Genomic DNA, 21,093 nt, shown 5'->3' on the forward strand with positions numbered 1-21,093 from the left:
TCGGCTAACACTATGAATGTATTGATATGTGATGACTCGGGGTTCGCTCGCAAGCAGTTGATGCGCGCCCTGCCTGCCGGCTGGAATGTCACCCTGCATCAGGCCGCTGACGGCCTGGAAGGGGTTGAACAGATCCTGATGGGCCACGGCGATCTGATCTTTCTCGATCTGACCATGCCGGAGATGGACGGCTATGGCGTGCTGGAGACCCTCAAGCGCGAGGGACTGCGCAGCAAGGTGATTGTGGTCTCCGGCGACATCCAGCCGGAAGCCCACGCCCGCGTCATGGCCCTCGGGGCCCTCGATTTCATCAAGAAACCGGCCTCACCGGAGAGCCTGCTCGCCCTGCTCAGCCGCCACGGCTTGTGGCAAGCGGCGCCCCACCCGACCGCCGCACCCGCCCTTGCCACCGCCGGTCACGCCCCCCTCGAGAGCACCATCCAGTTCACCCCCGAGCTGCGGGATGTCTATCAGGAGCTCGCCAACGTCGCCATGGGCCAGGGGGCCGATCTGCTGGCTCGCCTGCTGGATGCCTTCGTGCTGCTGCCCATCCCCAACGTCAACGTGCTGGAGGTCTCCGAGCTGCACATGGCCCTCTCGGCCGCCGCCGAGTCGGATACCCTCTCCGCCGTCTGCCAGGGGTTCATCGGGGCCGGTATCGCCGGCGAGGCGCTCCTGCTGTTTCACGATGCCAGCTTCCAGGATCTGGCACGCCTGATGAACCATCAGGGGGTGCTGGATCACAACGCCGAACTGGAACTGCTGATGGATACCGCCAACGTCTTGATCGGGGCCTTCCTGCGCGGTTATGCCAACCAGCTCGACACCCCCTTCAGCCAGGGCCATCCCGTGGTACTCGGTCAGCACAGGCCCATTAGGGATCTCATTCGCACCAACCAGAGTCGCTGGCGCCGCACCCTGGCCATCGAGATCAACTACCGGGTGCAGGGGTATGCGGTGCAGTGCGACCTGCTGCTGCTCTTCACCGAAGACTCCATCGCCACCATGAACAACAAGATCATGCATATGCTCTAGCGGTGTTATCCCATCGCCAGCATCAGTAACAAGTTCATGCATATGCTCTAACGGTTGCCAATCAGCACCTTGCAGCATCAACAACACAGGCTCAGGCACCAGGAGTGACCATGGAAATCCGGGAATTTCATTGGCTGATGAACATAGTCCAGAACCTGGACGTGGGGCTGGTCGTGCTCGACAAGGGCTACCGGGTTCAGGTATGGAACGGCTTCATGGAGAGCCACAGCGGCCGACTGGCCGGCGAAGTGCGGGATCAGGTGTTGTTTGACCTCTTCCCCGACGTCGACAGGGCCTGGCTGGAACGCAAGGCGAACATGGTGTTCAAGCTCAACAACCGCGCCTTCAGCACCTGGGAGCAGCGCCCCTATCTGCTGCGCTTCTCCAACTATCGCCCCATCACGGGCTCGGCACCCCACATGTACCAGAACCTGACTCTGGTGCCCCTGGCCGATTTTGGCGGCGAGGTCACCCATCTGGCCATCATGATCTACGACGCCACCGACGAGGCCATGCTGATCACGGGCCAGCGCCAGGGGTGATTCTTCGGCACAGAGACACAAGAAGGGCGCCATCAGGCGCCCTTCTTCGCTTCATGCAGATCAGGCTCAGCCATTCAGGAACTCGGTGAAGGCATCTATCACCTCGTCGATGTCGTCATCGGTGATCTGCAGATGGGTCACCAGCCTCAGCTCTCCATAGCCGGAGAAGAGGATGCCGCGCTCCTTCATGAAGCCGAGCAAGGTGGCGGGATCCCCCCGGGTCAAGCGCAGGAACACCATGTTGGTCTGCACCTCTTCCATATTGAGCGCTATGCCGGGCAAGGGGGCCAACCCCTCAGCCAGGCGTCTGGCGCGGCGATGATCGTCCGCCAGCCGGGTGACGTGCTGATCCAGGGCAAACAGGGCGGCCTGGGCCAGGATCCCCCCCTGACGCATGCCGCCCCCCAGCATCTTGCGCAGCCGTCTTGCCCGCGCGATGAAGCCATGGGAGCCCACCAGCAATGAACCGACCGGCGCCCCCAGCCCCTTGGAGAGGCAGACGGAGATGCTGTCGAAGGGGGCCGCTATCGCCGCGACCGGCTCGCCGCTCGCCACCACCGCATTGAAGAGGCGGGCCCCGTCCAGGTGCAACAGCAAGCCGTGCTCATCCACAAAGTCGCGCATCTCGCGCAGGTAATGCAGCGGCAGCACCTTGCCATTGTGGGTATTTTCAAGGCACACCAGCCGGGTCTGGACGAAGTGGGCGTCATCGGGGGCAATGGCGGCCCGCACGTCGCTCAGCGCCAGGGTACCGTCGGCCTGCATGGGGACAGACTGCAGGGCCACCGAGCCCAGCACGGCAGAGCCCTGCGCCTCGTAGCGATAGATGTGGGAGGCTGAACCCAGCACGGCCCCTTCCCCGCGCTGGCAGTGGCTCATCATCGCCAGCAGGTTGGACATGGTGCCGGATGGCACGAACAGTGCCGCCTCTTTGCCCAGCAGTTCGGCACCTTTGTGCTCGAGCGCATTGATGCTGGGATCTTCCCCGTAGACATCATCGCCCACCTCGGCATGCAGCATGCTCTGGCGCATGGCTTCCGTGGGTTGGGTCACGGTATCACTTCGTAAATCGATATAGCGCATGTCATCCTCCTGATGCAGGAGCATGACATTAACCAGCCGGCATCATGCTGGCAAGGGATGGGGGGCGGGAATGTGAGCCCGGCGGCTCACCAGGGCAGCGGCTGGCCGCGCAAGTCCACGAAACGGCCGGAGTGCGCCAGTGTCAGCGAGGCCAGGAGATCCAGCAACTGCGGTGCCACCAGGGCGGGATCCTGCAACAGGGCCGGGTCAAGCCCCTGCCGGAAGGGTTGCTGCATGGGGGTATCCATGAGCCCGGGGTGAACCGTGATGACGCCGGCGCCGGGGAAGCGCTCGGCCCACTCGGCGGCCAGGATCCTGGCCCCCATGTTGAGGGCCGCCTTGCTCATCCGGTAGCTGTAGCGCCCGACGGCCTCCAGGTTGCCCGTCCCCAGGCTGCCCGCCAGATCCGAGAGAGAGCAGAGCCACAGCCGGCTCTCGGGGGTCATGAGCCGGCTCAGGCTGGCCCCCAGGGCCAGGTGGGGCCAGGCATTGACCTGCAGGCTCTCCCCAAGCCACTGGGGGCTCACCTCCTCCACCCGCCGCTCCGGCATGTGATTGAGATCGTGCAGCAGACCTATGGTGTTGATCACCACCCTCGGCAATGTGGTGGCGTCATAGAGGGTGAACAGAGCCTCGAAGGAGAGCGGGTCCACCTCCTGCAACGGGAAATAGCAGGCAGGATCCAGCCCTTTTGGCAACTGCCTGCCCGCCAGCAACCACTCTTCGCCACGGCTGGCGAGTTCATGGGCCAGGGCCCCCCCCAATCCGCCACTGCCCAGGATCAGATAACTCATCTGCGTGTCCTTGGATTTGTCCATTGCTTAGAGGGTATCAGAAGAATGGCGCCCTGCCGGGGACCCCGGCGGCCTCAGGCCTCTGCCAGATGGCGGCCGAACTCCCGCGCCCGCGCCAGATCCAGAAAACCGTCCGCCTGCTTGTGGCTGCGCAGGAACTGGTAATAGGCGAGCAGGGTCACCAGATGCTGCTCGTCCGGCAGCGGCTGGCCGGGGAGCTTCTCCTGCACCAGCGCCCCCGCCGCCGCCAGCGCGTCCCTGTCCACCACCTCGGCCTGGCGATAGAGGTAACCGCAGCCGGTGGCGAGCCACTCCAGGGAGCAGTTGGCCCCCATGGCGATCTGGTTCGCCTTGCCAAGACCGGGCTCGGCCCCTTTCAGATACTTGCGGATCAGGGCCTCACTCAGGCCCACCTTGCGGGCGAAGGCGCTGACGCTGCCCTCCCCGATCAGGCTCTGCAGCCTGGCGGCAAATCCTTCCATCACACCCTCTCCATCGTCTTTTTGGCCCGTCTCTGCGCCCGGGCCCCTGTGTCGGTCAGAACCATAGTTCGAATTCGCGAGGGGGGCATTATTGCCTTGTCCGCCAGAAGAGACCAAGATGCTGGCAGCATTGATTCTGCCTTTATTTGTCCGTCTCTTTATCCGTAGAGGAGTCACCATGTCCGTATCCCGTCTTGCCCTGCACCATCAAGGCCCCACCTTCTCCCGCCTCATCATGGGCTACTGGCGCCTGATGGAGTGGCAACTCTCCCCGGCCGCCCTGCTGGATCTGATGAAATACCACCTGGATCTCGGGGTCACCACCATAGATCACGCCGACATCTACGGCGGTTACCAGTGCGAGGAGGCCTTCGGCCAGGCCCTGCGTCTGGAGCCCTCCCTGCGCAGCCGGATGGAGCTTGTCAGCAAGTGCGGCATCGCCCTCACCGCCAAGCCGGAACACGCCCTCAATCACTACAACACCAGCAAGGAGCACATCGTCGCCAGCGCCGAGGCTTCCTTGCAAAAGCTCGGCACCGATCACCTGGATCTGCTGCTGATCCACCGCCCTGACCCTCTGATGAATGCCGACGAGGTGGCCGAGGCCTTCATCAGTCTCAAGCAGGCGGGCAAGATCAAACACGCCGGTGTCTCCAACTTCACGCCCCACCAGTTCTCGCTGCTGCAATCCCGCCTGCCCTTCCCCCTGGTCACCAACCAGCTGGAGATCTCGCCGCTGCATCAGGAAGGAACGCTGGATGGCGCCCTGGATCAGTGCCAGCAACTGGGCATCAAGCCCATGGCCTGGTCCTGCCTCGGTGGCGGACGGCTGTTCAACGATCCCGCCTATGCCCCGCTGCGGGCCGAGCTCGAGCAGATCCGCCAGGAAGTGGGCGCTCAGCACATAGAGCAGGTGGTCTACGCCTGGGTGATGATGCTGCCGAGCCAGCCGCTGCCGCTCATCGGCTCGGGCAAGCGGGAGCGGATCGCCGCCGCCGTGGCGGCCGAGTCCATCCAGCTCAACCGCCAGCAGTGGTTCCGTATTCGCAAGGCCGCCCTGGGTTACGATGTGCCCTGATCCCGCCAGCCACTGAGCGCGAGGCAAACAAAAACGGCATGGATTGCTCCATGCCGTTTTTCGTTATCGAGACGATTCAACGATGGCGCTGGGGGCGACCACGAGGTGCATCTGTCTTCGGTTTGGCCTGGTTGACTGTGATGGTCCGGCCACCTATTTCGGTGCCGTGCAACTCGGCGATGGCCTTCTCGGCATCCCCGTTGACAGGCATTTCAATGAAGCCAAACCCCTTGGACTGACCGGTATCGCGATCGATGATGATATCGACCTTGTCTACCTGCCCAAATTGGCTGAACACATTTGTCAGTTCGTCGGCCGTCATCCGGTACGACAGATTACCTACGTAAATCTTCATGCCATCCACTCTCGATTCAAGGTGCCTTCTCTATGCATCCACCGACCTGGAGTAAGGGCACAACCCCCCTGCCGGACCAGCCATGGCATCATGCCGTGGCACTCCCTGCCTCGAGGCCCAAGTTGTTGATCTCTTGGACTATCGGAGCAGGAAAGATCAATTCGAATCAGAGGGAGTATCTGAGCTTTGCGATAAATTGTCGAGAAAATAGTCAGACTGGTTGCAGCGCGGCCAACAAGCTGCTCAGGGCACGGCGGCTATGCCAGGCCCGTTTAAAACCAAAGCGATAGACACCGGGGGCCACCTCATGGGTGCCTTCCCGGGTCAGCCCCAGCAAGGCGGTGGCGTCGGCCAGGGTTTCCCCATCCAGTACCAGATCCAGGCTGAAGTCGAGCCACTGACCGTCGTGCCCCACCTTGCGATCCCGCTCTATGCCCACCAGGGCCGCCCTCGGCAGGGCCAGGGCCCTGTCTTCGCCGCCGTTGAGCAGATAGAGGTGATGGTCGTCCCAGGCGAGCTCCGCCAACCGCCAGCGCTGCCAGTTGCGCGGCAACACCATCATCACCAGCACTATGCCGCCAAACACCAGACCGACCCAGGGCAGCAGCCCCATCTCGGGATACCCCAGCAAGAGCGCGGCCACCACAGTGCCCAGGCTCGCCAGCAACAGGCAGATCATGACCCCGTAGAAGCGCCGCGCCGGGGGCATCAGCCAGTTCACTCCCCCCCGCGATGCCAGTTCACTGACTCTCATTTCATCCTCCTCACATGATGGAAACGGCCCTGCCGCCCTGTGTTGGCCCGCATTGTGCTCGAGCCCGCCCATGGGTTGCAACCGGCACGGCGGCGCGGATGACGACTGGCCGCCACTCTTGGTATGCTTGGGGCTGTCTGAGCCCGCCATCTTCAGGAGTCCCATGTTCGCCACTGCCCTGCTGTTCACCACCAGCGCCCTCTATGCAGAAGCCATCGGCGGCTACGCGGCCGGTTGTCTGAAAAACGGCGTATCCCTGCCGCTGACGGGACCCGGCTATCAGGTGATCCGCACCAAGCGGCTGCGCTATTACGGTCACCCCGATCTCATTCATTACCTGCAGGGCCTGGCCAACCAGACCAGGCTGGCCGGCATGCCGGATCTCTATATCGCCGATCTCGCCATGGCGCGGGGCGGCCCCTTCACCTCGGGCCATCGCAGCCACCAGACCGGCCTCGACGCCGACATCTGGTTCCGGATGGCAAACCGCCCCATCAGCAAATGGGAGCAGGACGCCCCCAAGGAGTGGGCGCTGATCGATGAGCCCAGCTACAAAATGCTGCCGGGGCGCTTTGGCCCCCAGCAGCTCAATCTGCTGCGCCTCGCCGCCAGCAAGCCCGAGGTGGCGCGCATCTTCGTCAACCCCGTCATCAAGGCCGAGGTGTGCAAACGGGCGGCCGATGCACCCTGGGTCGCCAAGCTGCGCCCCTGGGTCGGCCACTTCAGCCACTTCCACGTCAGGTTGCGCTGCCCGGCGAATAGCCCGGATTGCCAGCCCCAGGCCCCCATCCCACCCGGCAATGGTTGCGATGCCGAGCTGGCCTCCTGGCTCAAGGACAAGCCCCAGCTGCCCAAGGTCTCCATGAGCTACCGTGCCCCCGTCTTACCGAGGCGTTGTGAGGGTTGACCACAAGCTGCTATGGTGAGCCGATATCCGTCAGAAATTTCAATGGAGAACAACAAGATGGCCACTTCACTCCGGCACAGGGCCACCCAGTGCCTGCTGACTTTCACCCTGCTGCTGGGATTGACCGGGTGCGGCATGAACAACATCCCCACCCTGGATGAGCAGGTCAAGGCGAGCTGGGGCCAGGTCGAGAACCAGTATCAGCGCCGCGCCGATCTCATTCCCAACCTGGTGGCCACCGTCAAGGGGTACGCCAGCCACGAGCAGGAGACCCTGAAAGCGGTCACCGATGCCCGCGCCCGGGTCGGCAGCGTGCAGTTGAGCGACCCCTCCCAGCTCAAGACCTTTGAAGCGGCCCAGGATCAGCTCTCCAGCGCCCTCTCCCGCCTGATGGTGGTGGTCGAGCGCTACCCGGATCTGAAAGCGGATCAGCAGTTCCTGACCCTGCAGGCCCAGCTGGAAGGCACCGAGAACCGCATCGCTGTGGCCAGGCGCGACTACATAGAGGCGGTACGCCAGTTCAATACCGAGATCCGCACCTTCCCGGGGGTCATCTGGTCCAAGCTGCTCTATTCGGATCTCGAGGCCAAACCCAGTTTCAGCGCCAAACCCGGTGCCGATGAGGCGCCCAAGGTCAGCTTCCAATGACCATGATGTTGCGCGCGCTGCTCCCCTTGCTGCTGCTCTGGACGGCAGCGCTGCAAGCCGCCCCCGCCTTTCCAACCTTGAGCGGGCGTGTGGTGGATGAGGCGGCCCTGATGTCCCGCAAACAGGCCCACCAGCTGACCCAGCAGCTGGCTGCCTTCGAGAAGCGCAGCGGTATCCAGCTGGTGGTGGTCTCCGTCGACAGCCTAGATGGGGAGACCATAGAGGAGTACGGCTACCAGCTCGGTCGCCACTGGGGCATAGGCCAGAAGGGCAAGAACAACGGCGTGCTGCTGCTGATCGCCCAGGATGAGCGCAAGGTGCGCATCGAGGTGGGCTATGGCCTGGAGGGCGCCCTGCCCGATGCCATCGCCGCCAACATCATCCAGACCCGGATCCTGCCCGCCTTCAAGCGCGGCGACATGGTGGCCGGCGTGGTGGCCGGCAGCCAGAGCATCATGAAGGCACTCGCCGGAGAGTATCAGCCGGCCGAGCAGCCGAAGAGTGACAGCGGTGGCGGCCCCTGGCTGTTTATTCTGGTGGTGATTGCGATGATAGTGCTGCACAACCTGCGTGGTGGCGGCGGTGGGCCGGGAGGACGACGTCGAGCGGCCTACATGGCCGGTGGATTTGGTGCCGGCTCCTTTGGTGGTCGCTCTGGCGGCGGATTCAGCGGTGGCGGCGGCAGTTTTGGCGGCGGCGGTGCCTCCGGTGGCTGGTAACAGGAGTAAAGAGACAAATCATGATTTCTAAACAGTTCTTCCACACGCTTCAGGCCAAGGTGCGCGAAGCGGAGCTAGAGACTGATGCTGAACTGGTCACGGTGCTGGCTCCGGCTAGCGATGGGTATCGCTACATTCCCACCCTCTGGGCGGCGCTGCTGGCCATGCTCACCCCCTTGCTGGTGTTCCAGCTCGGCTTCTGGCTCGGCTGGTACGAGATCCTGCTGGTGCAGTGGTCGGTCTGGTTGCTGCTGAGCCTGCTGTTCCACTGGACCCCCATCAAGATGCGGCTGATCCCGAAAAAGGTACGTCAGCACAGGGCTGCCCTGATGGCCCGCCTGCAATTTGTCGAGCAGGGGCTGCACCGCACCCGTGACCGGCTCGGGGTGCTGATCTTCGTCTCGGTGGCGGAGCACTATGTGGAGATCCTGGTGGATGACGGCATAGCCCAGCACATAGACAACGCGCAGTGGCAGCAGATCATCGACGACTTCGTGGTGCGAGTGCGCAACAAGGAGGTGGAGCAGGGCTTCCTCGAGTGCGTGGAGCGCACCAGCGCCATCCTGACCGATGCGTTTCCGGCGACCCGGGATCAAAACGAGTTGCCCGACAGCCTGATCATTTTGGACAAACCCTGAAGCGGCTTAAAAAACCGGCATTCTGTGCAAGGGATAGGCATTCGATAAAGATTCTGAAAAATAAGGGGAAAAGTGTTTGACCCCGAGTCAGCTTTCCCCTAAATTACGCCCCGTTCCAGCGCAACAGCGCAGCGAACCACGTGGCGATTGAACACGTTAAACAGCAGTCAAAAATTTGGTGAGGTGTCCGAGTGGCTGAAGGAGCACGCCTGGAAAGTGTGTATACGGCAACGTATCGAGGGTTCGAATCCCTCCCTCACCGCCAAATAAAGTAAAAGGGCCTGTCGCAAGACAGGCCCTTTTACTTTATCCGGTGATGGGCGGCTCGGTTCTAACCCTGGTTCGACAAGGGGGCAGGACAGCCCCCTTGGACAGCCGCAGGCTGCCCGCAGGGCGAGCGCCAGGGATGGCGCGAGTCAATCCCGACCCACCGCCAAATTGAAAAACCGACCTCAGGGTCGGTTTTTTGCATCTGGTGGCGCAGCAAAATCTGATGCCCATGGAGGGAGGGTGAGAACCCTCGCCGGGTTCGAGCAGAGCAGCTTGCTGCGATGAACGGCCAACGGCCGCCCCGAAGGGGTGAGCCACGCAGTGGCGAATCATCCCTCCCCACCGCCAAATTATAAAAAACCGACCTCAGGGTCGGTTTTTTGCGTTTGAACTCCTGCGCCCCCAGAACCGAGGGGGAAAGACCGATCTCCACCACTCCTCGCCCATCACTCTCTTTTTATCACCGACCTGTCCGCACAATCTCTCTCCACTTGAGCAGGGCGCCAGGATACCCGGTTGCCCCTTGCTGCCATGCTGGTGCTTGCCAGCCCTCATGATCCCGCGACTCGGGCCGACACAGTAGGGTAACCCCGTGCCGGTTAGCTCCCGGATATTGCTCACCGATTGTATTTCGTTTTGAAAAACTGATAGTTAAATGGCTACACTAGCCACACACAACGCATAGGGATATGGACAAATGAGTCTTATTGGTTTGCTGCTGGCCCTGGCTGCCATCCTGGGTGGCAACATCATCGAGGGTGGGCACCCCAGCGCCCTGCTCGATCTCCCCGCCTTTCTCATCGTGATCGGGGGCACAGTGGGTGCCGCCCTGACCCAGTTCCCCTTCTCAGTGGTCGGCAAGACCTTCAAGCGTTTCAAGTGGCTCATCTCTCCCCTGCGCCTCGACATGCTGGAGCAGGCCCAGTTGCTGGAGACTCTGGCAGGCAACGCCCGGCGCAGCGGCATGCTGGCGCTGGAGGGGATGATCGATGACATCAAGGATCCCTTCCTGAAAAAGGGGGTGCAGATGATGGTGGATGGCTACGAGAAGACCAAGATCCACGAGGTGCTGGAAAACGAGATCGAATTCGAGCAGGAAGATCTCGAGCAGACCGTCAAATTCTACGAAGCCATGGGAGGCTACTGCCCGACCATGGGGATAGTCGGTGCCGTGTTCGGCCTGATCCATGCAATGGGGCTGCTGGATGCGCCGGACAAACTCGGTGGCGCCATCGCGGTGGCCTTCATCGCCACCATCTACGGGGTCGGTGCCGCCAACCTGATCTTCCTGCCCTTTGGCAACCGCTACAAGGGATTCGCCCACCAGATCCGCCACTACAAGGAGATGACCCTGACCGGCATCCTCTGCATAGTGGACGGCGAGTCACAACAGCGGCTGCAAGTGACCCTTGAACCCTATCTCGGAGGCCATGGTGGCGAAAAAGAAAAAGGCTGAGGCACCGGAGAACCATGAACGCTGGCTTGTCTCCTATGCCGACTTCATGACCCTGCTGTTTGCCCTGTTCGTGGTGCTCTACTCCTTCGCCATGGCCAAGCAGTCGGAGACCCGGGTGCTGATCCAGGGCTTTATCGAGTCTCTTGGCAAGATAGGTCTCATCTCTCTGCCCGCGGGCTCTCCCGTGATGCAGGGGGGGACCGGCATACTGGAGCCGGAATCCAAGACCACCCCGGGTACCTCCCAGAAGGAGGAGCTGCTGGACACCCAGAGCCCGGCCGCCGCGGCCGACCCCTTCAACGAGACCATAGGCGCCTCGGAGAAGCCCAGCGCCACCGAGTCATGGCCGCACAAGACCAAGGAGCAGGATTGGGCCACTGTCACCAAGCAGAAACTGCAGCAGCAGCTCAAGAGCCAGATTGAATCCCAGGAGATCGAGGTGGAGCAGCTCGGCAGCCAGCTGGTGATCCGCATCGGCGAGAAGACCCTGTTCCCTGCCGATTCGGCCTTCCTGCAGCCCCAGTTCATCCCCCTGGTCAACAAGGTCTCCGATGTGCTGGCCGATATTCCGGGCATGGTGGTGGTCACCGGCCACACCGACAACTCCCAGGCGCCGGTGGAGCTCTATCGCAACAACTGGGAGCTGTCGGTGCTGCGGGCTGCCACCATAGTCCATACCCTGCTCACCAACCCCAAGCTGGATTCGCGGCGTGTCATCGCCCAGGGCGTGGCTGACACCCAGCCCCGCTTTGCCAACGATACCCCAGCCCACCGCCAGGCCAACCGCCGGGTGGAGATAGTGCTCTCCCAGGGCAAGGCGGCGGAGCAAGCCCTCCCCCTCCTCGCCCCCTGATGAAAAGACCCCGCCATGCGGGGTCTTTCGTTTTGTCGATTAGTTTATTTTTCAAGCGAATCAGCTGTTTTCCCCACCGCGTAAAAGCAATTGAAAATAATTCTCAAATGAGAAAATTGACCCCGCTAGCAAAACGCGATTTTCCTCCCGTTGATTAATAATTAATCCTTTGAAATGACATGTAAATCAGTATGGAACTGGCATAATACGTAGCATCCTTGTTAAGTCACATGATTAATTCGGTTAGGGAAAACTCCTATGTTTGCTGATATTGCTGTCCAGCATTGGGCCTTTGCTGTCTATGTCATTGGGGCCATCTGCATCTGCCTGACCATGATAGGCGTCGCGGCCTTGCTGGGGGGACGAGCCTATGGCCGTGCCAAAAACAGGCCCTTCGAATCCGGCATAGATTCCGTCGGCAATGCCCGTCTGCGTTTCTCCGCCAAGTTCTATCTGGTCGCCATGTTCTTCGTCATCTTCGACGTCGAGGCACTCTATCTCTTCGCCTGGTCCGTCTCCGTTCGGGAAAGCGGCTGGGTCGGCTTTATCGAAGCCACCATCTTCATCACCCTGCTGCTGGTAGGCCTCATCTACCTGTGGCGCATCGGTGCCCTCGACTGGGCCCCGAAGAAACGCGTCCTGACTGACAAGAAGCCAGACTGATTTACCGATTATCCCTTTGAGGTTGCACCATGAAGTACACCCTGACCCGGATTGACCCGGATGCGCCCGTTGAGCGCTACCCCCAGGAACAGCGCCAGACCGTCGATGACCCGCTGGCGCAGCAGGCGACCCGCGGCATCATGATCGGGCGCCTCGAAGAGGTGCTGCAAGACACCGTCAACTGGGGCCGCAAGAACTCCCTCTGGCCCTACAACTTCGGCATCTCCTGCTGCTATGTGGAGATGTGTACCGCCTTCACCTCCCCCCATGACGTGGCCCGCTTCGGCGCCGAAGTCATCCGGGCTTCGCCCCGTCAGGCGGATTTCATGGTGATCGCCGGTACCCCCTTCATCAAGATGGCGCCTGTCATCCAGCGCCTCTATGAACAGCTGCTCGAACCCAAGTGGGTCATCTCCATGGGCGCCTGTGCCAACTCGGGCGGCATGTATGACATCTATTCAGTGGTGCAGGGTGTGGACAAGTTCCTGCCGGTCGACGTCTACATTCCGGGCTGTCCGCCCCGTCCCGAAGCCTTCCTGCAGGCCCTGATGCTGCTGCAGGACTCCATCGGCAAGGAGCGCCGCCCCCTCTCCTGGGTGGTGGGTGATCAGGGGATCTACCGTCCCCAGATGCAGGCCGAGAAGGATCGCAAGCGGGAAGAGCGCATCCAAGTCACCAACCTGCGCACGCCGGATGAGATCTGACCATGAAACTGACTCGAGAATTCCCAAGCAACTACACCATGGCCCAGGGGCAGACGGCGGATCACGCCGATGCCCAGGTGGTCGGCGAACTCTTCGCCCACTTCGGTGCCGAGCGCTTCACGGTGCAGAGCACCCGTACCGGGGTGCCGGTGATCTGGCTCTCCCGTGATCTGCTGCTGGACGTGATGGGCTTCCTGCAAAAGCTCCCCTCCCCCTTCGTGATGCTGTTTGATCTCAGCGCCACCGACGAGCGGATGCGCAGCCATCGCCACGGCCTGCCGGGCAGCGACTTCACCGTCTTCTATCACCTCATCTCCATCGACCGTAACGCCGATGTGATGCTGAAGGTGCCGCTGATGGAGAGCGATCTGCACCTGCCCACCGTCAGCCGTCACTTCCCCAACGCCAACTGGTACGAGCGGGAAGTCTGGGATCTGATGGGCATCACCTTCGACGGTCACCCCCATCTCACCCGCATCATGATGCCAAAGAGCTGGCAGGGACACCCGCTGCGCAAGGACTACCCGGCCCGCGCCACCGAGTTCGATCCCTTCATGCTCGATGCGGTCAAGCAGGATCAGGAGCAGGACAACCTGCTGTTCAAGCCCGAAGAGTGGGGCATGGCCCGGGGCAACGAGAACGAGGACTACATGTTCTTGAACCTCGGCCCCAACCACCCCTCGGCCCACGGCGCCTTCCGCCTGGTGCTGCAGCTCGACGGGGAAGAGATCCGCGACTGCGTGCCCGACATCGGCTATCACCACCGCGGCGCCGAGAAGATGGGCGAGCGCCAGTCCTGGCACAGCTACATCCCCTACACAGACCGGGTCGAGTACTTAGGCGGGGTGATGAACAACCTGCCCTATGTACTGGCGGTCGAGAAGCTGGCGGGGATCAAGGTTCCCAACCGGGTCGATATGATCCGGGTGATGATGGCGGAGCTGTTCCGCATCCAGAGCCACTTGCTGTTCCTTGGCACTTACATCCAGGACGTGGGGGCCATGACCCCTGTCTTCTTCACCTTCACCGACCGGCAGAAGATCTACACCATCATCGAGGCCATCACGGGCGCCCGCATGCACCCGGCCTGGTTCCGCATCGGTGGCGTGGCCCACGACCTACCCATCGGCTGGGCCCGTCTCATCCAGGACAACCTGCTGAGCTGGCTGCCCAAGCGCCTGATGGAGTATGAGAAGGCCGCCATGCGCAACAGCATACTGCGCGGTCGCACTATGGGCGTCGCCGCCTACAACACGGCGCAGGCGCTCGCCTGGGGCACCACGGGGGGCGGTCTGCGGGCCACCGGCCTCAACTTCGACGTGCGCAAATGGCGCCCTTATTCCGGCTACGATCAGTTCGAGTTCGAGGTGCCGGTGGGCAGCAATGGGGATGCTTACGATCGCGCTACCGTGCGCATCGAGGAGATCCGCCAGAGCATGCGCATCATAGAGCAGTGCATGAAGAACATGCCGGAGGGCCCCTTCAAGGCGGATCACCCGCTCACCACGCCGCCGCCCAAAGAGCGCACCCTGCAGGACATCGAGACCCTGATCACCCACTTCCTGCAAGTCTCATGGGGCCCTGTGATGCCGGCCGCCGAGTCCTTCCAGATGATAGAGGCGACCAAGGGGATCAACAGTTACTACCTGACCAGCGACGGCTCCACCATGAGCTACCGGACCCGGATCCGGACTCCGAGCTTTGCCCACCTGCAGCAGATCCCCTCGGTGATCCGTGGCCAGATGGTGTCGGATCTCATCGTCTACCTGGGCAGTATCGATTTCGTCATGTCGGATGTGGATCGTTAAGTCCCCGCCGCGCCCACAGGAGGGCGCAACGGGACAAGAAGAATAAACGACAAAAGGTTAAGTTCATGAGCCAGCAATGTCAGTGCAAGAATACATCGTCCCCAGCGGGACAGAGCGCATGCCAGAGCAAGGGGGACGGCCTAGTCCCAAGCCAGAAGGACGGCTTCGTCCTGAGCCAGGCCGAGCGCGATGCCATAGAGCATGAGACGCACCACTACGAAGATCCCCGCGCCGCCAGCATAGAAGCACTCAAAATCGTGCAGCAGGCCCGCGGCTGGGTGCCGGACGGTGCCATCCATGCCATCGCCGCCGAGCTCGGCATCCCCGCCAGCGATGTGGAAGGGGTCGCCACCTTCTACAGCCAGATCTTCCGCCAGCCGGTAGGCCGCCACATCATCCGTGTCTGTGACAGCATGGTCTGTTACATCAACGGCCATGAGCAACTGCTGGCCGGCCTGAAAGAAGTCATGGATCTGGCCCCCGGCCAGACCTCCCCTGACGGCCGCTTCACCCTGCTGCCGGTCTGCTGCCTCGGCAACTGCGACAAGGGGCCGGCGCTGATGATCGACGACGATACCTACGGTGGGCTCGACGCCGTCAGTCTGCTGAAAACCCTGGAGGCTTATCCATGAGTTTGGCATCCTTTGGCACCGCCAACCGCATCGCCCGTGCCCCCGAGACCCATCCGCTCACCTGGCGGTTGCGCGATGACGGCCAGCCGGTCTGGCTGGACGAATACCAGAGCAAGCAGGGCTACGAAGCGGCCCGCAAGGCACTGAGTCAGATGAGCCCCGATGAGATAGTCGGCACCGTCAAGGACGCCGGCCTCAAGGGGCGCGGCGGCGCCGGCTTCTCCACCGGGGTGAAGTGGGGCCTGATGCCCAAAGACGAGAGCATGAACATCCGTTACCTGCTCTGCAACGCCGACGAGATGGAGCCGAATACCTGGAAAGACCGGCTGCTGATGGAGCAACTGCCCCACCTGCTGATCGAGGGGATGATCATCAGTGCCCGTGCCCTCAAGGCCTACCGCGGCTACATCTTCCTGCGTGGCGAATATGTCGATGCCGCCATCAACCTGCGCCGCGCGGTGGAAGAGGCCAAGGCCGCCGGCCTGCTCGGCAAGAACATCCTGGGGTCGGGCTTTGACTTCGAGCTGTTCGTCCACACCGGCGCCGGACGCTACATCTGCGGCGAAGAGACGGCGCTCATCAACTCCCTGGAAGGGCGCCGCGCCAACCCGCGGGCAAAACCCCCCTTCCCCGCCGTCTCCGGCGTCTGGGGCAAGCCGACCTGCGTCAACAACGTCGAAACCCTGTGCAACGTGCCCGCCATCATAGGCAACGGCGTCCCCTGGTATCAGGGGCTGGCGCTGCCAGGCTCGGAAGATCACGGCACCAAGCTGATGGGCTTCTCCGGCAAGGTGAACAACCCGGGTCTGTGGGAGCTGCCCTTTGGCATCACCGCCCGCGAACTGTTCGAGGGCTATGCCGGCGGCATGAAACCCGGATATCGCCTCAAGGCCTGGCAACCGGGCGGTGCCGGCACCGGCTTCCTGCTGCCCGAGCACCTGGATGCCCAGATGTATGCAGGTGGCATCGGCAAGGTCGGCACCCGCATGGGCACCGGCCTCGCCATGGCGGTGGATGACAGCATCAACATGGTCGGACTCTTGCGCAACATGGAAGAGTTCTTCGCCCGCGAATCCTGCGGCTGGTGCACCCCCTGCCGCGATGGCCTGCCCTGGAGCGTCAAGATCCTGCGGGCCCTGGAGCGAGGCGAAGGCCAGCCCGAGGATCTCGCCACCCTGGAGCAGCTGGTCAGCTTCCTGGGGCCGGGCAAGACCTTCTGCGCCCATGCCCCTGGCGCCGTCGAGCCCCTTGGCAGTGCCATGAAGTACTTCCGGTCCGAGTTCGAGGCCGGGGTCAAGGCCCCCCATGACAATCACAAGCTGTTCAAGGGTATCCAGCCCAATCTGCTGGGCGAGCGCTGGTAATACGCCAGAACGCATCGGGCAATAGCCGATTTCACAAAACAGGTTTCAGGGAAGTTGTATGGCAACCATTCATGTAGACGGTAAAGAGTTCGAGGTAGACGGGGCAGATAACCTGCTGCAAGCCTGTCTGTCGCTGGGTCTGGACGTCCCCTATTTTTGCTGGCACCCGGCGCTCGGTAGCGTCGGCGCCTGCCGCCAGTGTGCGGTCAAACAGTATCAGAATGCCGACGACAAGCGCGGCCGCCTGGTCATGTCCTGCATGACCCCCTCCACAGATGGCACCTATATCTCCATCGAGGACGAAGAGGCGAAGGAGTTTCGCAAGACTGTGGTGGAGTGGCAGATGACCAACCACCCCCACGACTGCCCTGTGTGTGAAGAGGGTGGCGCCTGCCACCTGCAAGACATGACGGTGATGACGGGCCACAACAGCCGTCGCTACCGCTTCACCAAGCGCACCCACCAGAATCAGGATCTCGGCCCCTTCATCAACCACGAGATGAACCGCTGCATCGCCTGCTATCGTTGCGTGCGTTACTACAAGGATTACGCCGGCGGCGAGGATCTGGGTGTCTACGGCGCCCACGACAACGTCTACTTCGGCCGGGTCGAGGATGGCACCCTGGAAAGCGAGTTCTCCGGCAACCTGGTGGAGGTCTGCCCCACCGGCGTCTTCACCGACAAGACCCATTCCGAGCGCTACAACCGCAAGTGGGACATGCAGTTTGCCCCCAGCATCTGCCAGCAGTGCTCGGTCGGCTGCAACATCAGCCCGGGTGAGCGATATGGCGAGCTGCGCCGCATCGAGAACCGCTTCCACGGCGCCCTGAACCACTACTTCCTCTGTGATCGTGGCCGCTTCGGTTACGGCTATGTCAACCAGGCCGACCGCCCGCGCCAACCCCTGCTTCAGGATGGCAATGACAAGCTGGCCATCACTGTGGATGGCGCCCTCAACCGCGCCGCCGATGCCCTGCGCACCGCCTCCGGCATCATCGGCATCGGCTCGCCACGAGCCTCGCTCGAGAGCAACTTCGCCCTGCGCGAGCTGGTGGGCGCCGCCAACTTCTACGCAGGGGTCGAGCAGAGTGAATGGGCCTGCCTGCAGAAGATGCTGCATGTCCTGCACCAGGGCGGGGTACGTACCCCCAGCCTGCGTGACATGGAAGAGGCCGACGCCGTGCTGGTGCTGGGTGAAGATGTCACCCAGACGGCCGCCCGGATCAGCCTGGCCCTGCGTCAGGCAGTCAAGGGCAAGGGCCGCGAGATCGCCCGCAAGCTGAAGGTGGACCTGTGGCAGGTCGCCGCGGTGCAGACGCTCGCTCAGAATGAGCGTTATCCGCTGCTCATCACCAGCCTGGATCAGACCCGTCTCGACGACGTGGCCGCCGATACCCTGCATGCCCCTCACGCCGATCAGGCCCGCCTCGGCTTTGCCATCGCCCACCTGCTCGACGGTTCCGCCCCTGCCCCGCAGGATCTGGGCGCCGATCAGCTGGCTCAAGCGACCCGCTGGGCCGAGCTGCTTGGCAACGCCAAGAAGCCGCTCATCATCGCAGGCTCCGGTGCCCGCAGCCAGGCGCTGATCGAGGCGGCCAGCAACATAGCCCACGCCCTCAAGGGTCGTGGTCAGACCGTCGAACTGGCACTGGTGGCCCAGGAGGCCAACAGCCTGGGGCTGGCCATGCTGGCCGGCAACGCCGCTCCCCTGGAAGCCGCCCTCGAGCGCATCGAAGGGAGCGAGTCCCTTGCGCTGATCACCCTGGAGAACGATCTCTATCGCCGTGCCCCCCGCAACCGGGTCGATGCCGCCATCAAGCGCCTGCAGCATCTGCTGGTGGTGGATCATCAGGACACCCGCACCGCCCAGCAGGCCCATCTGGTACTGCCTGCCGCCAGCTTTGCGGAGGCCGATGGCACTGTGGTGAACATGGAAGGCCGTGCCCAGCGCTTCTTCCAGGTCTATGCCCCCGCCTTCTACGACGCCGACATCCAGGTGCGCGAAGGCTGGCGCTGGCTGGCCGCGCTGCAAGGCACGCTGGACGGCAAGTCCCCCCGCTGGAGCAGCTTCGACGAGGTGAGTGCGGCCTGCGCCGCCTCTGCCCCGCTGCTGGCCACCATGGGCGAAGCCGCCCCCAATGCCGGGCTGCGTATCCGCGGCATGAAGCTCGCCCGCGAGCCGCACCGCTACAGCGGCCGCACCTCCATGCTGGCGGATCAGAACGTGAGCGAGCCCCGGGTGGCGCAAGACCCCGACTCCCCCTTCAACTTCTCCATGGAAGGCTACGCCGGTGCCCGCCAACCCCTGCAACAGGTGCCGTTCGCCTGGGCACCGGGCTGGAACTCCCCCTCCGCCTGGAACAAGTTCCAGGACGAGGTGGGTGGCAACCTGCGGGCCGGGGATCCCGGTCGTCGCCTGCTGGAGCCGGGCAGCGAGTCCCTCGGCTGGTTCGACACCATTCCCGCCCCCTTCACCGCCCAGGCGGCGCTGCAAGTGGTGAGCTATGACCAGCTGTTCGGTGGCGACGAGCTCTCCGCGCGCAGCCCCGTCATCCAGGCCCGCATGGGGGACCCCGAGCTGGTGCTGAACCCGGTCGATGCCGCCCGTTTGGCCCTTCATGCCGGCAACCTGGTGGCCTTCTCCTGGGGTGGTCACCACTGGCGGCTAACCCTGCGGATAAGCGAACGGTTGGCACCGGGTCTGCTCGGCCTGCCCCTGGGCGCCCATGGTCTGCCGACCGCGCTGCACCAGGCCTATGTGACTGACTTGCAGGAGGCCATCGCATGAACAATGAGCTGATCGATCTGTTGCTGGAGGTAGGCAAAGCCTTGATCGTGCTGGTGGGGATTGTGGGGGCTGGCGCCTTCATGAGCTTCATCGAGCGCCGTCTGCTGGCGCTCTGGCAAGACAGGTACGGCCCCAACCGGGTGGGTCCCTTCGGCCTGCTGCAACTGGCGGCCGACATGGTCAAGATGTTCTTCAAGGAGGACTGGATCCCGCCCTTCGCGGATCGCCGGATCTTCGTGCTGGCCCCCATCATCGCCTTTACCGCCTTCATCCTGGCGTTTGCTGTGGTGCCCATCACCCCCACCTGGGGCGTGGCGGATCTCAACGTGGGGCTGCTCTACATCCTGGCCATAGCGGGGCTGGCGGTCTACGCCGTGCTCTTTGCCGGCTGGTCGAGCAACAACAAGTACTCCCTGCTCGGCAGCCTGCGCGCCTCGGCCCAGACCCTCTCCTACGAGGTGTTCCTCGGCCTCTCCTTGATGGGGATCGTCATCCAGACCGGCAGCTTCAACCTGCGGGAGATCGTGGAGGCGCAAGCCGGATTGTGGAACGTGGTCCCCCAGTTCCTGGGTTTCATCACCTTCCTGTTTGCCGGGGTTGCCGTCACCCACCGTCACCCGTTTGACCAGCCGGAGGCCGAGCAGGAGCTCGCCGACGGCTATCACATCGAGTACGCGGGCATGAAGTGGGGTCTGTTCTTCGTGGGCGAGTACATCGGCATAGTGCTGATCTCCTCCCTCATAGTGACCCTCTTCTTCGGTGGCTGGCACGGCCCCTGGTTGCCGCCCTTCATCTGGTTTGCCCTGAAGACCGCCTGTTTCATGGTGTTCTTCATCCTGCTGCGGGCCTCCCTGCCCCGCCCGCGCTTTGACCAGGTGATGTCCTTTGGCTGGAAAGTCTGCTTACCGCTTACCTTGCTCAACATGCTGGTAACCGGCGCCGTCGTGCTTATGAACGTGCAGTGAGGCACCAATGAAAATTACGAGCATTATCAAGGGTGTTGGCACCCAACTGCGCAGTCTGGGGATGGTCTTCTCCCATGCCTGGCGCCCCCGCGAGACTCTGAGCTACCCGGAGCAGCAGGTCTATGCCGCGCCCCGTTTCCGTGGTCGCATCGTGTTGACCCGGGATCCGGACGGTGACGAGCGCTGCGTGGCGTGCAACCTGTGCGCCGTGGCCTGCCCGGTCGGCTGTATCTCGCTGCAAAAAGCGGAGCGGGACGACGGTCGCTGGTACCCGGAGTTCTTCCGCATCAACTTCTCCCGCTGCATCTTCTGCGGTCTGTGTGAAGAGGCCTGCCCCACCACCGCCATCCAGCTGACGCCGGATTTCGAGATGGGTGAGTATCGCCGCCAGGATCTGGTGTACGAGAAGGAAGATCTGCTGATCAGCGGCCCCGGCAAATACCCGGACTACAACTTCTACCGCATGAGCGGGATGGCCATCGACGGCAAGCCCAAAGGGGATGCCGAGAACGAAGCCAAACCCATCGATGTCAAGAGCCTGCTGCCCTAGGAGTC

General features: G+C 62.8%; 22 protein-coding genes, 1 tRNA gene and 1 other RNA gene. 19 read left to right on the plus strand and 5 right to left on the minus strand.

The features are described from left to right. Window positions 1-12: 12 nt before the first annotated feature. Both OC537_RS07590 and OC537_RS07595 read left to right on the plus strand, forming a co-directional pair. Window positions 13-1,035, plus strand: a complete 1,023-nt coding sequence (locus OC537_RS07590) for a response regulator (protein ID WP_262110650.1) — start codon at window positions 13-15, stop codon at window positions 1,033-1,035. Between the two features lie 110 nt (window positions 1,036-1,145). After that, window positions 1,146-1,577: a PAS domain-containing protein gene (locus OC537_RS07595; RefSeq protein WP_042650276.1), complete on the plus strand. Its 432-nt coding sequence runs from the start codon at window positions 1,146-1,148 to the stop codon at window positions 1,575-1,577. Window positions 1,578-1,643: 66 nt separating this feature from the next. Here OC537_RS07595 and ltaE read toward each other — a convergent pair whose 3' ends face one another. The 3 genes from ltaE to OC537_RS07610 form a co-directional block, all read right to left on the minus strand. Further along, window positions 1,644-2,660: a low-specificity L-threonine aldolase gene (gene ltaE / locus OC537_RS07600; protein WP_262110651.1), complete on the minus strand. Its 1,017-nt coding sequence runs from the start codon at window positions 2,658-2,660 to the stop codon at window positions 1,644-1,646. An 86-nt stretch (window positions 2,661-2,746) separates the two neighbouring features. Next, the gene (locus OC537_RS07605) at window positions 2,747-3,454 is read right to left on the minus strand and encodes an SDR family oxidoreductase (protein ID WP_262110652.1); all 708 of its coding nucleotides are present in this window, start codon (window positions 3,452-3,454) and stop codon (window positions 2,747-2,749) included. Between the two features lie 74 nt (window positions 3,455-3,528). Then, on the minus strand, window positions 3,529-3,936 hold the full coding sequence (locus tag OC537_RS07610; RefSeq protein WP_025327205.1) for a transcriptional regulator: 408 nt from the start codon (window positions 3,934-3,936) through the stop codon (window positions 3,529-3,531). 178 nt (window positions 3,937-4,114) lie between these two features. On the opposite strand from OC537_RS07610, the gene OC537_RS07615 reads away from it, so the two are divergent. Further along, window positions 4,115-5,014 (plus strand): aldo/keto reductase family oxidoreductase, encoded by a 900-nt coding sequence (locus tag OC537_RS07615; RefSeq protein ID WP_262110653.1) that lies wholly within the window; start codon window positions 4,115-4,117, stop codon window positions 5,012-5,014. A gap of 76 nt (window positions 5,015-5,090) precedes the next feature. Here OC537_RS07615 and OC537_RS07620 read toward each other — a convergent pair whose 3' ends face one another. Then, window positions 5,091-5,369 (minus strand): RNA recognition motif domain-containing protein, encoded by a 279-nt coding sequence (locus OC537_RS07620; RefSeq protein ID WP_081805676.1) that lies wholly within the window; start codon window positions 5,367-5,369, stop codon window positions 5,091-5,093. A 211-nt stretch (window positions 5,370-5,580) separates the two neighbouring features. Further along, window positions 5,581-6,123 (minus strand): hypothetical protein, encoded by a 543-nt coding sequence (locus OC537_RS07625; RefSeq protein WP_262110654.1) that lies wholly within the window; start codon window positions 6,121-6,123, stop codon window positions 5,581-5,583. 163 nt (window positions 6,124-6,286) lie between these two features. Between OC537_RS07625 and mepA the strand changes: the two genes are divergently transcribed. From mepA to nuoI, 16 genes are all read left to right on the plus strand, one after another. Beyond that, window positions 6,287-7,030: a penicillin-insensitive murein endopeptidase gene (mepA, locus tag OC537_RS07630; protein WP_262110655.1), complete on the plus strand. Its 744-nt coding sequence runs from the start codon at window positions 6,287-6,289 to the stop codon at window positions 7,028-7,030. A 42-nt stretch (window positions 7,031-7,072) separates the two neighbouring features. Further along, window positions 7,073-7,678 (plus strand): LemA family protein, encoded by a 606-nt coding sequence (locus tag OC537_RS07635; RefSeq protein WP_262110656.1) that lies wholly within the window; start codon window positions 7,073-7,075, stop codon window positions 7,676-7,678. Next, a complete protein-coding gene (locus OC537_RS07640; RefSeq protein WP_163147524.1) occupies window positions 7,675-8,397 on the plus strand; it encodes a TPM domain-containing protein in 723 nt (240 codons plus the stop codon). The genes OC537_RS07635 and OC537_RS07640 overlap by 4 nt, the downstream gene beginning before the upstream one ends. A gap of 20 nt (window positions 8,398-8,417) precedes the next feature. Next, on the plus strand, window positions 8,418-9,035 hold the full coding sequence (locus OC537_RS07645; RefSeq protein WP_106886594.1) for a TPM domain-containing protein: 618 nt from the start codon (window positions 8,418-8,420) through the stop codon (window positions 9,033-9,035). Window positions 9,036-9,212: 177 nt separating this feature from the next. Then, window positions 9,213-9,300: transfer RNA gene (locus OC537_RS07650), tRNA-Ser, on the plus strand. A 225-nt stretch (window positions 9,301-9,525) separates the two neighbouring features. Further along, window positions 9,526-9,654, plus strand: a non-coding RNA gene (locus OC537_RS07655) — RtT sRNA. 348 nt (window positions 9,655-10,002) lie between these two features. Then, window positions 10,003-10,761 carry a flagellar motor protein gene (locus tag OC537_RS07660; protein WP_025327212.1) on the plus strand — a complete coding sequence of 253 codons (759 nt, stop codon included), beginning with the start codon at window positions 10,003-10,005 and terminating at the stop codon, window positions 10,759-10,761. Further along, entirely contained in the window at window positions 10,736-11,614 is an 879-nt protein-coding gene (locus OC537_RS07665; protein WP_041204280.1) for a MotB family protein, read from the plus strand. The genes OC537_RS07660 and OC537_RS07665 overlap by 26 nt, the downstream gene beginning before the upstream one ends. A gap of 258 nt (window positions 11,615-11,872) precedes the next feature. Continuing rightward, on the plus strand, window positions 11,873-12,277 hold the full coding sequence (locus tag OC537_RS07670; RefSeq protein ID WP_025327214.1) for an NADH-quinone oxidoreductase subunit A: 405 nt from the start codon (window positions 11,873-11,875) through the stop codon (window positions 12,275-12,277). 29 nt (window positions 12,278-12,306) lie between these two features. Beyond that, on the plus strand, window positions 12,307-12,981 hold the full coding sequence (locus OC537_RS07675; RefSeq protein WP_025327215.1) for a NuoB/complex I 20 kDa subunit family protein: 675 nt from the start codon (window positions 12,307-12,309) through the stop codon (window positions 12,979-12,981). 2 nt (window positions 12,982-12,983) lie between these two features. Next, a complete protein-coding gene (gene nuoC, locus OC537_RS07680) occupies window positions 12,984-14,789 on the plus strand; it encodes an NADH-quinone oxidoreductase subunit C/D (RefSeq protein ID WP_262110657.1) in 1,806 nt (601 codons plus the stop codon). A gap of 65 nt (window positions 14,790-14,854) precedes the next feature. Beyond that, complete coding sequence (gene nuoE, locus OC537_RS07685; RefSeq protein WP_262110658.1) at window positions 14,855-15,421, plus strand: NADH-quinone oxidoreductase subunit NuoE; 567 nt, start codon at window positions 14,855-14,857, stop codon at window positions 15,419-15,421. Beyond that, window positions 15,418-16,785, plus strand: a complete 1,368-nt coding sequence (gene nuoF / locus OC537_RS07690; RefSeq protein WP_262110660.1) for an NADH-quinone oxidoreductase subunit NuoF — start codon at window positions 15,418-15,420, stop codon at window positions 16,783-16,785. The genes nuoE and nuoF overlap by 4 nt, the downstream gene beginning before the upstream one ends. Window positions 16,786-16,843: 58 nt before the next feature. After that, a complete protein-coding gene (nuoG, locus tag OC537_RS07695) occupies window positions 16,844-19,573 on the plus strand; it encodes an NADH-quinone oxidoreductase subunit NuoG (protein WP_163147520.1) in 2,730 nt (909 codons plus the stop codon). Beyond that, the gene (gene nuoH / locus OC537_RS07700) at window positions 19,570-20,538 is read left to right on the plus strand and encodes an NADH-quinone oxidoreductase subunit NuoH (RefSeq protein ID WP_262110661.1); all 969 of its coding nucleotides are present in this window, start codon (window positions 19,570-19,572) and stop codon (window positions 20,536-20,538) included. Before nuoG ends, nuoH begins: the two co-directional genes overlap by 4 nt. Before the next feature lie 7 nt (window positions 20,539-20,545). Continuing rightward, window positions 20,546-21,088 (plus strand): NADH-quinone oxidoreductase subunit NuoI, encoded by a 543-nt coding sequence (gene nuoI, locus OC537_RS07705; RefSeq protein ID WP_005324242.1) that lies wholly within the window; start codon window positions 20,546-20,548, stop codon window positions 21,086-21,088. Window positions 21,089-21,093 lie beyond the last annotated feature (5 nt).

It is taken from the genome of Aeromonas sp. Marseille-Q5825, assembly GCF_946892685.1.
Classification (GTDB): Bacteria; Pseudomonadota; Gammaproteobacteria; order Enterobacterales; family Aeromonadaceae; genus Aeromonas; species Aeromonas rivipollensis.

Excerpts from the sequence above, each read along its gene's own strand:
- OC537_RS07590 (WP_262110650.1), top strand. The coding sequence starts at position 13 with ATGAATGTATTGATATGTGATGACTCGGGGTTCGCTCGCAAGCAGTTG.
- OC537_RS07595 (WP_042650276.1), top strand. The coding sequence starts at position 1,146 with ATGGAAATCCGGGAATTTCATTGGCTGATGAACATAGTCCAGAACCTG.
- ltaE (WP_262110651.1), bottom strand. The coding sequence starts at position 2,660 with ATGCGCTATATCGATTTACGAAGTGATACCGTGACCCAACCCACGGAA.
- OC537_RS07605 (WP_262110652.1), bottom strand. The coding sequence starts at position 3,454 with ATGAGTTATCTGATCCTGGGCAGTGGCGGATTGGGGGGGGCCCTGGCC.
- OC537_RS07610 (WP_025327205.1), bottom strand. The coding sequence starts at position 3,936 with ATGGAAGGATTTGCCGCCAGGCTGCAGAGCCTGATCGGGGAGGGCAGC.
- OC537_RS07615 (WP_262110653.1), top strand. The coding sequence starts at position 4,115 with ATGTCCGTATCCCGTCTTGCCCTGCACCATCAAGGCCCCACCTTCTCC.
- OC537_RS07620 (WP_081805676.1), bottom strand. The coding sequence starts at position 5,369 with ATGAAGATTTACGTAGGTAATCTGTCGTACCGGATGACGGCCGACGAA.
- OC537_RS07625 (WP_262110654.1), bottom strand. The coding sequence starts at position 6,123 with ATGAGAGTCAGTGAACTGGCATCGCGGGGGGGAGTGAACTGGCTGATG.
- mepA (WP_262110655.1), top strand. The coding sequence starts at position 6,287 with ATGTTCGCCACTGCCCTGCTGTTCACCACCAGCGCCCTCTATGCAGAA.
- OC537_RS07635 (WP_262110656.1), top strand. The coding sequence starts at position 7,073 with ATGGAGAACAACAAGATGGCCACTTCACTCCGGCACAGGGCCACCCAG.
- OC537_RS07640 (WP_163147524.1), top strand. The coding sequence starts at position 7,675 with ATGACCATGATGTTGCGCGCGCTGCTCCCCTTGCTGCTGCTCTGGACG.
- OC537_RS07645 (WP_106886594.1), top strand. The coding sequence starts at position 8,418 with ATGATTTCTAAACAGTTCTTCCACACGCTTCAGGCCAAGGTGCGCGAA.
- OC537_RS07660 (WP_025327212.1), top strand. The coding sequence starts at position 10,003 with ATGAGTCTTATTGGTTTGCTGCTGGCCCTGGCTGCCATCCTGGGTGGC.
- OC537_RS07665 (WP_041204280.1), top strand. The coding sequence starts at position 10,736 with ATGGTGGCGAAAAAGAAAAAGGCTGAGGCACCGGAGAACCATGAACGC.
- OC537_RS07670 (WP_025327214.1), top strand. The coding sequence starts at position 11,873 with ATGTTTGCTGATATTGCTGTCCAGCATTGGGCCTTTGCTGTCTATGTC.
- OC537_RS07675 (WP_025327215.1), top strand. The coding sequence starts at position 12,307 with ATGAAGTACACCCTGACCCGGATTGACCCGGATGCGCCCGTTGAGCGC.
- nuoC (WP_262110657.1), top strand. The coding sequence starts at position 12,984 with ATGAAACTGACTCGAGAATTCCCAAGCAACTACACCATGGCCCAGGGG.
- nuoE (WP_262110658.1), top strand. The coding sequence starts at position 14,855 with ATGAGCCAGCAATGTCAGTGCAAGAATACATCGTCCCCAGCGGGACAG.
- nuoF (WP_262110660.1), top strand. The coding sequence starts at position 15,418 with ATGAGTTTGGCATCCTTTGGCACCGCCAACCGCATCGCCCGTGCCCCC.
- nuoG (WP_163147520.1), top strand. The coding sequence starts at position 16,844 with ATGGCAACCATTCATGTAGACGGTAAAGAGTTCGAGGTAGACGGGGCA.
- nuoH (WP_262110661.1), top strand. The coding sequence starts at position 19,570 with ATGAACAATGAGCTGATCGATCTGTTGCTGGAGGTAGGCAAAGCCTTG.
- nuoI (WP_005324242.1), top strand. The coding sequence starts at position 20,546 with ATGAAAATTACGAGCATTATCAAGGGTGTTGGCACCCAACTGCGCAGT.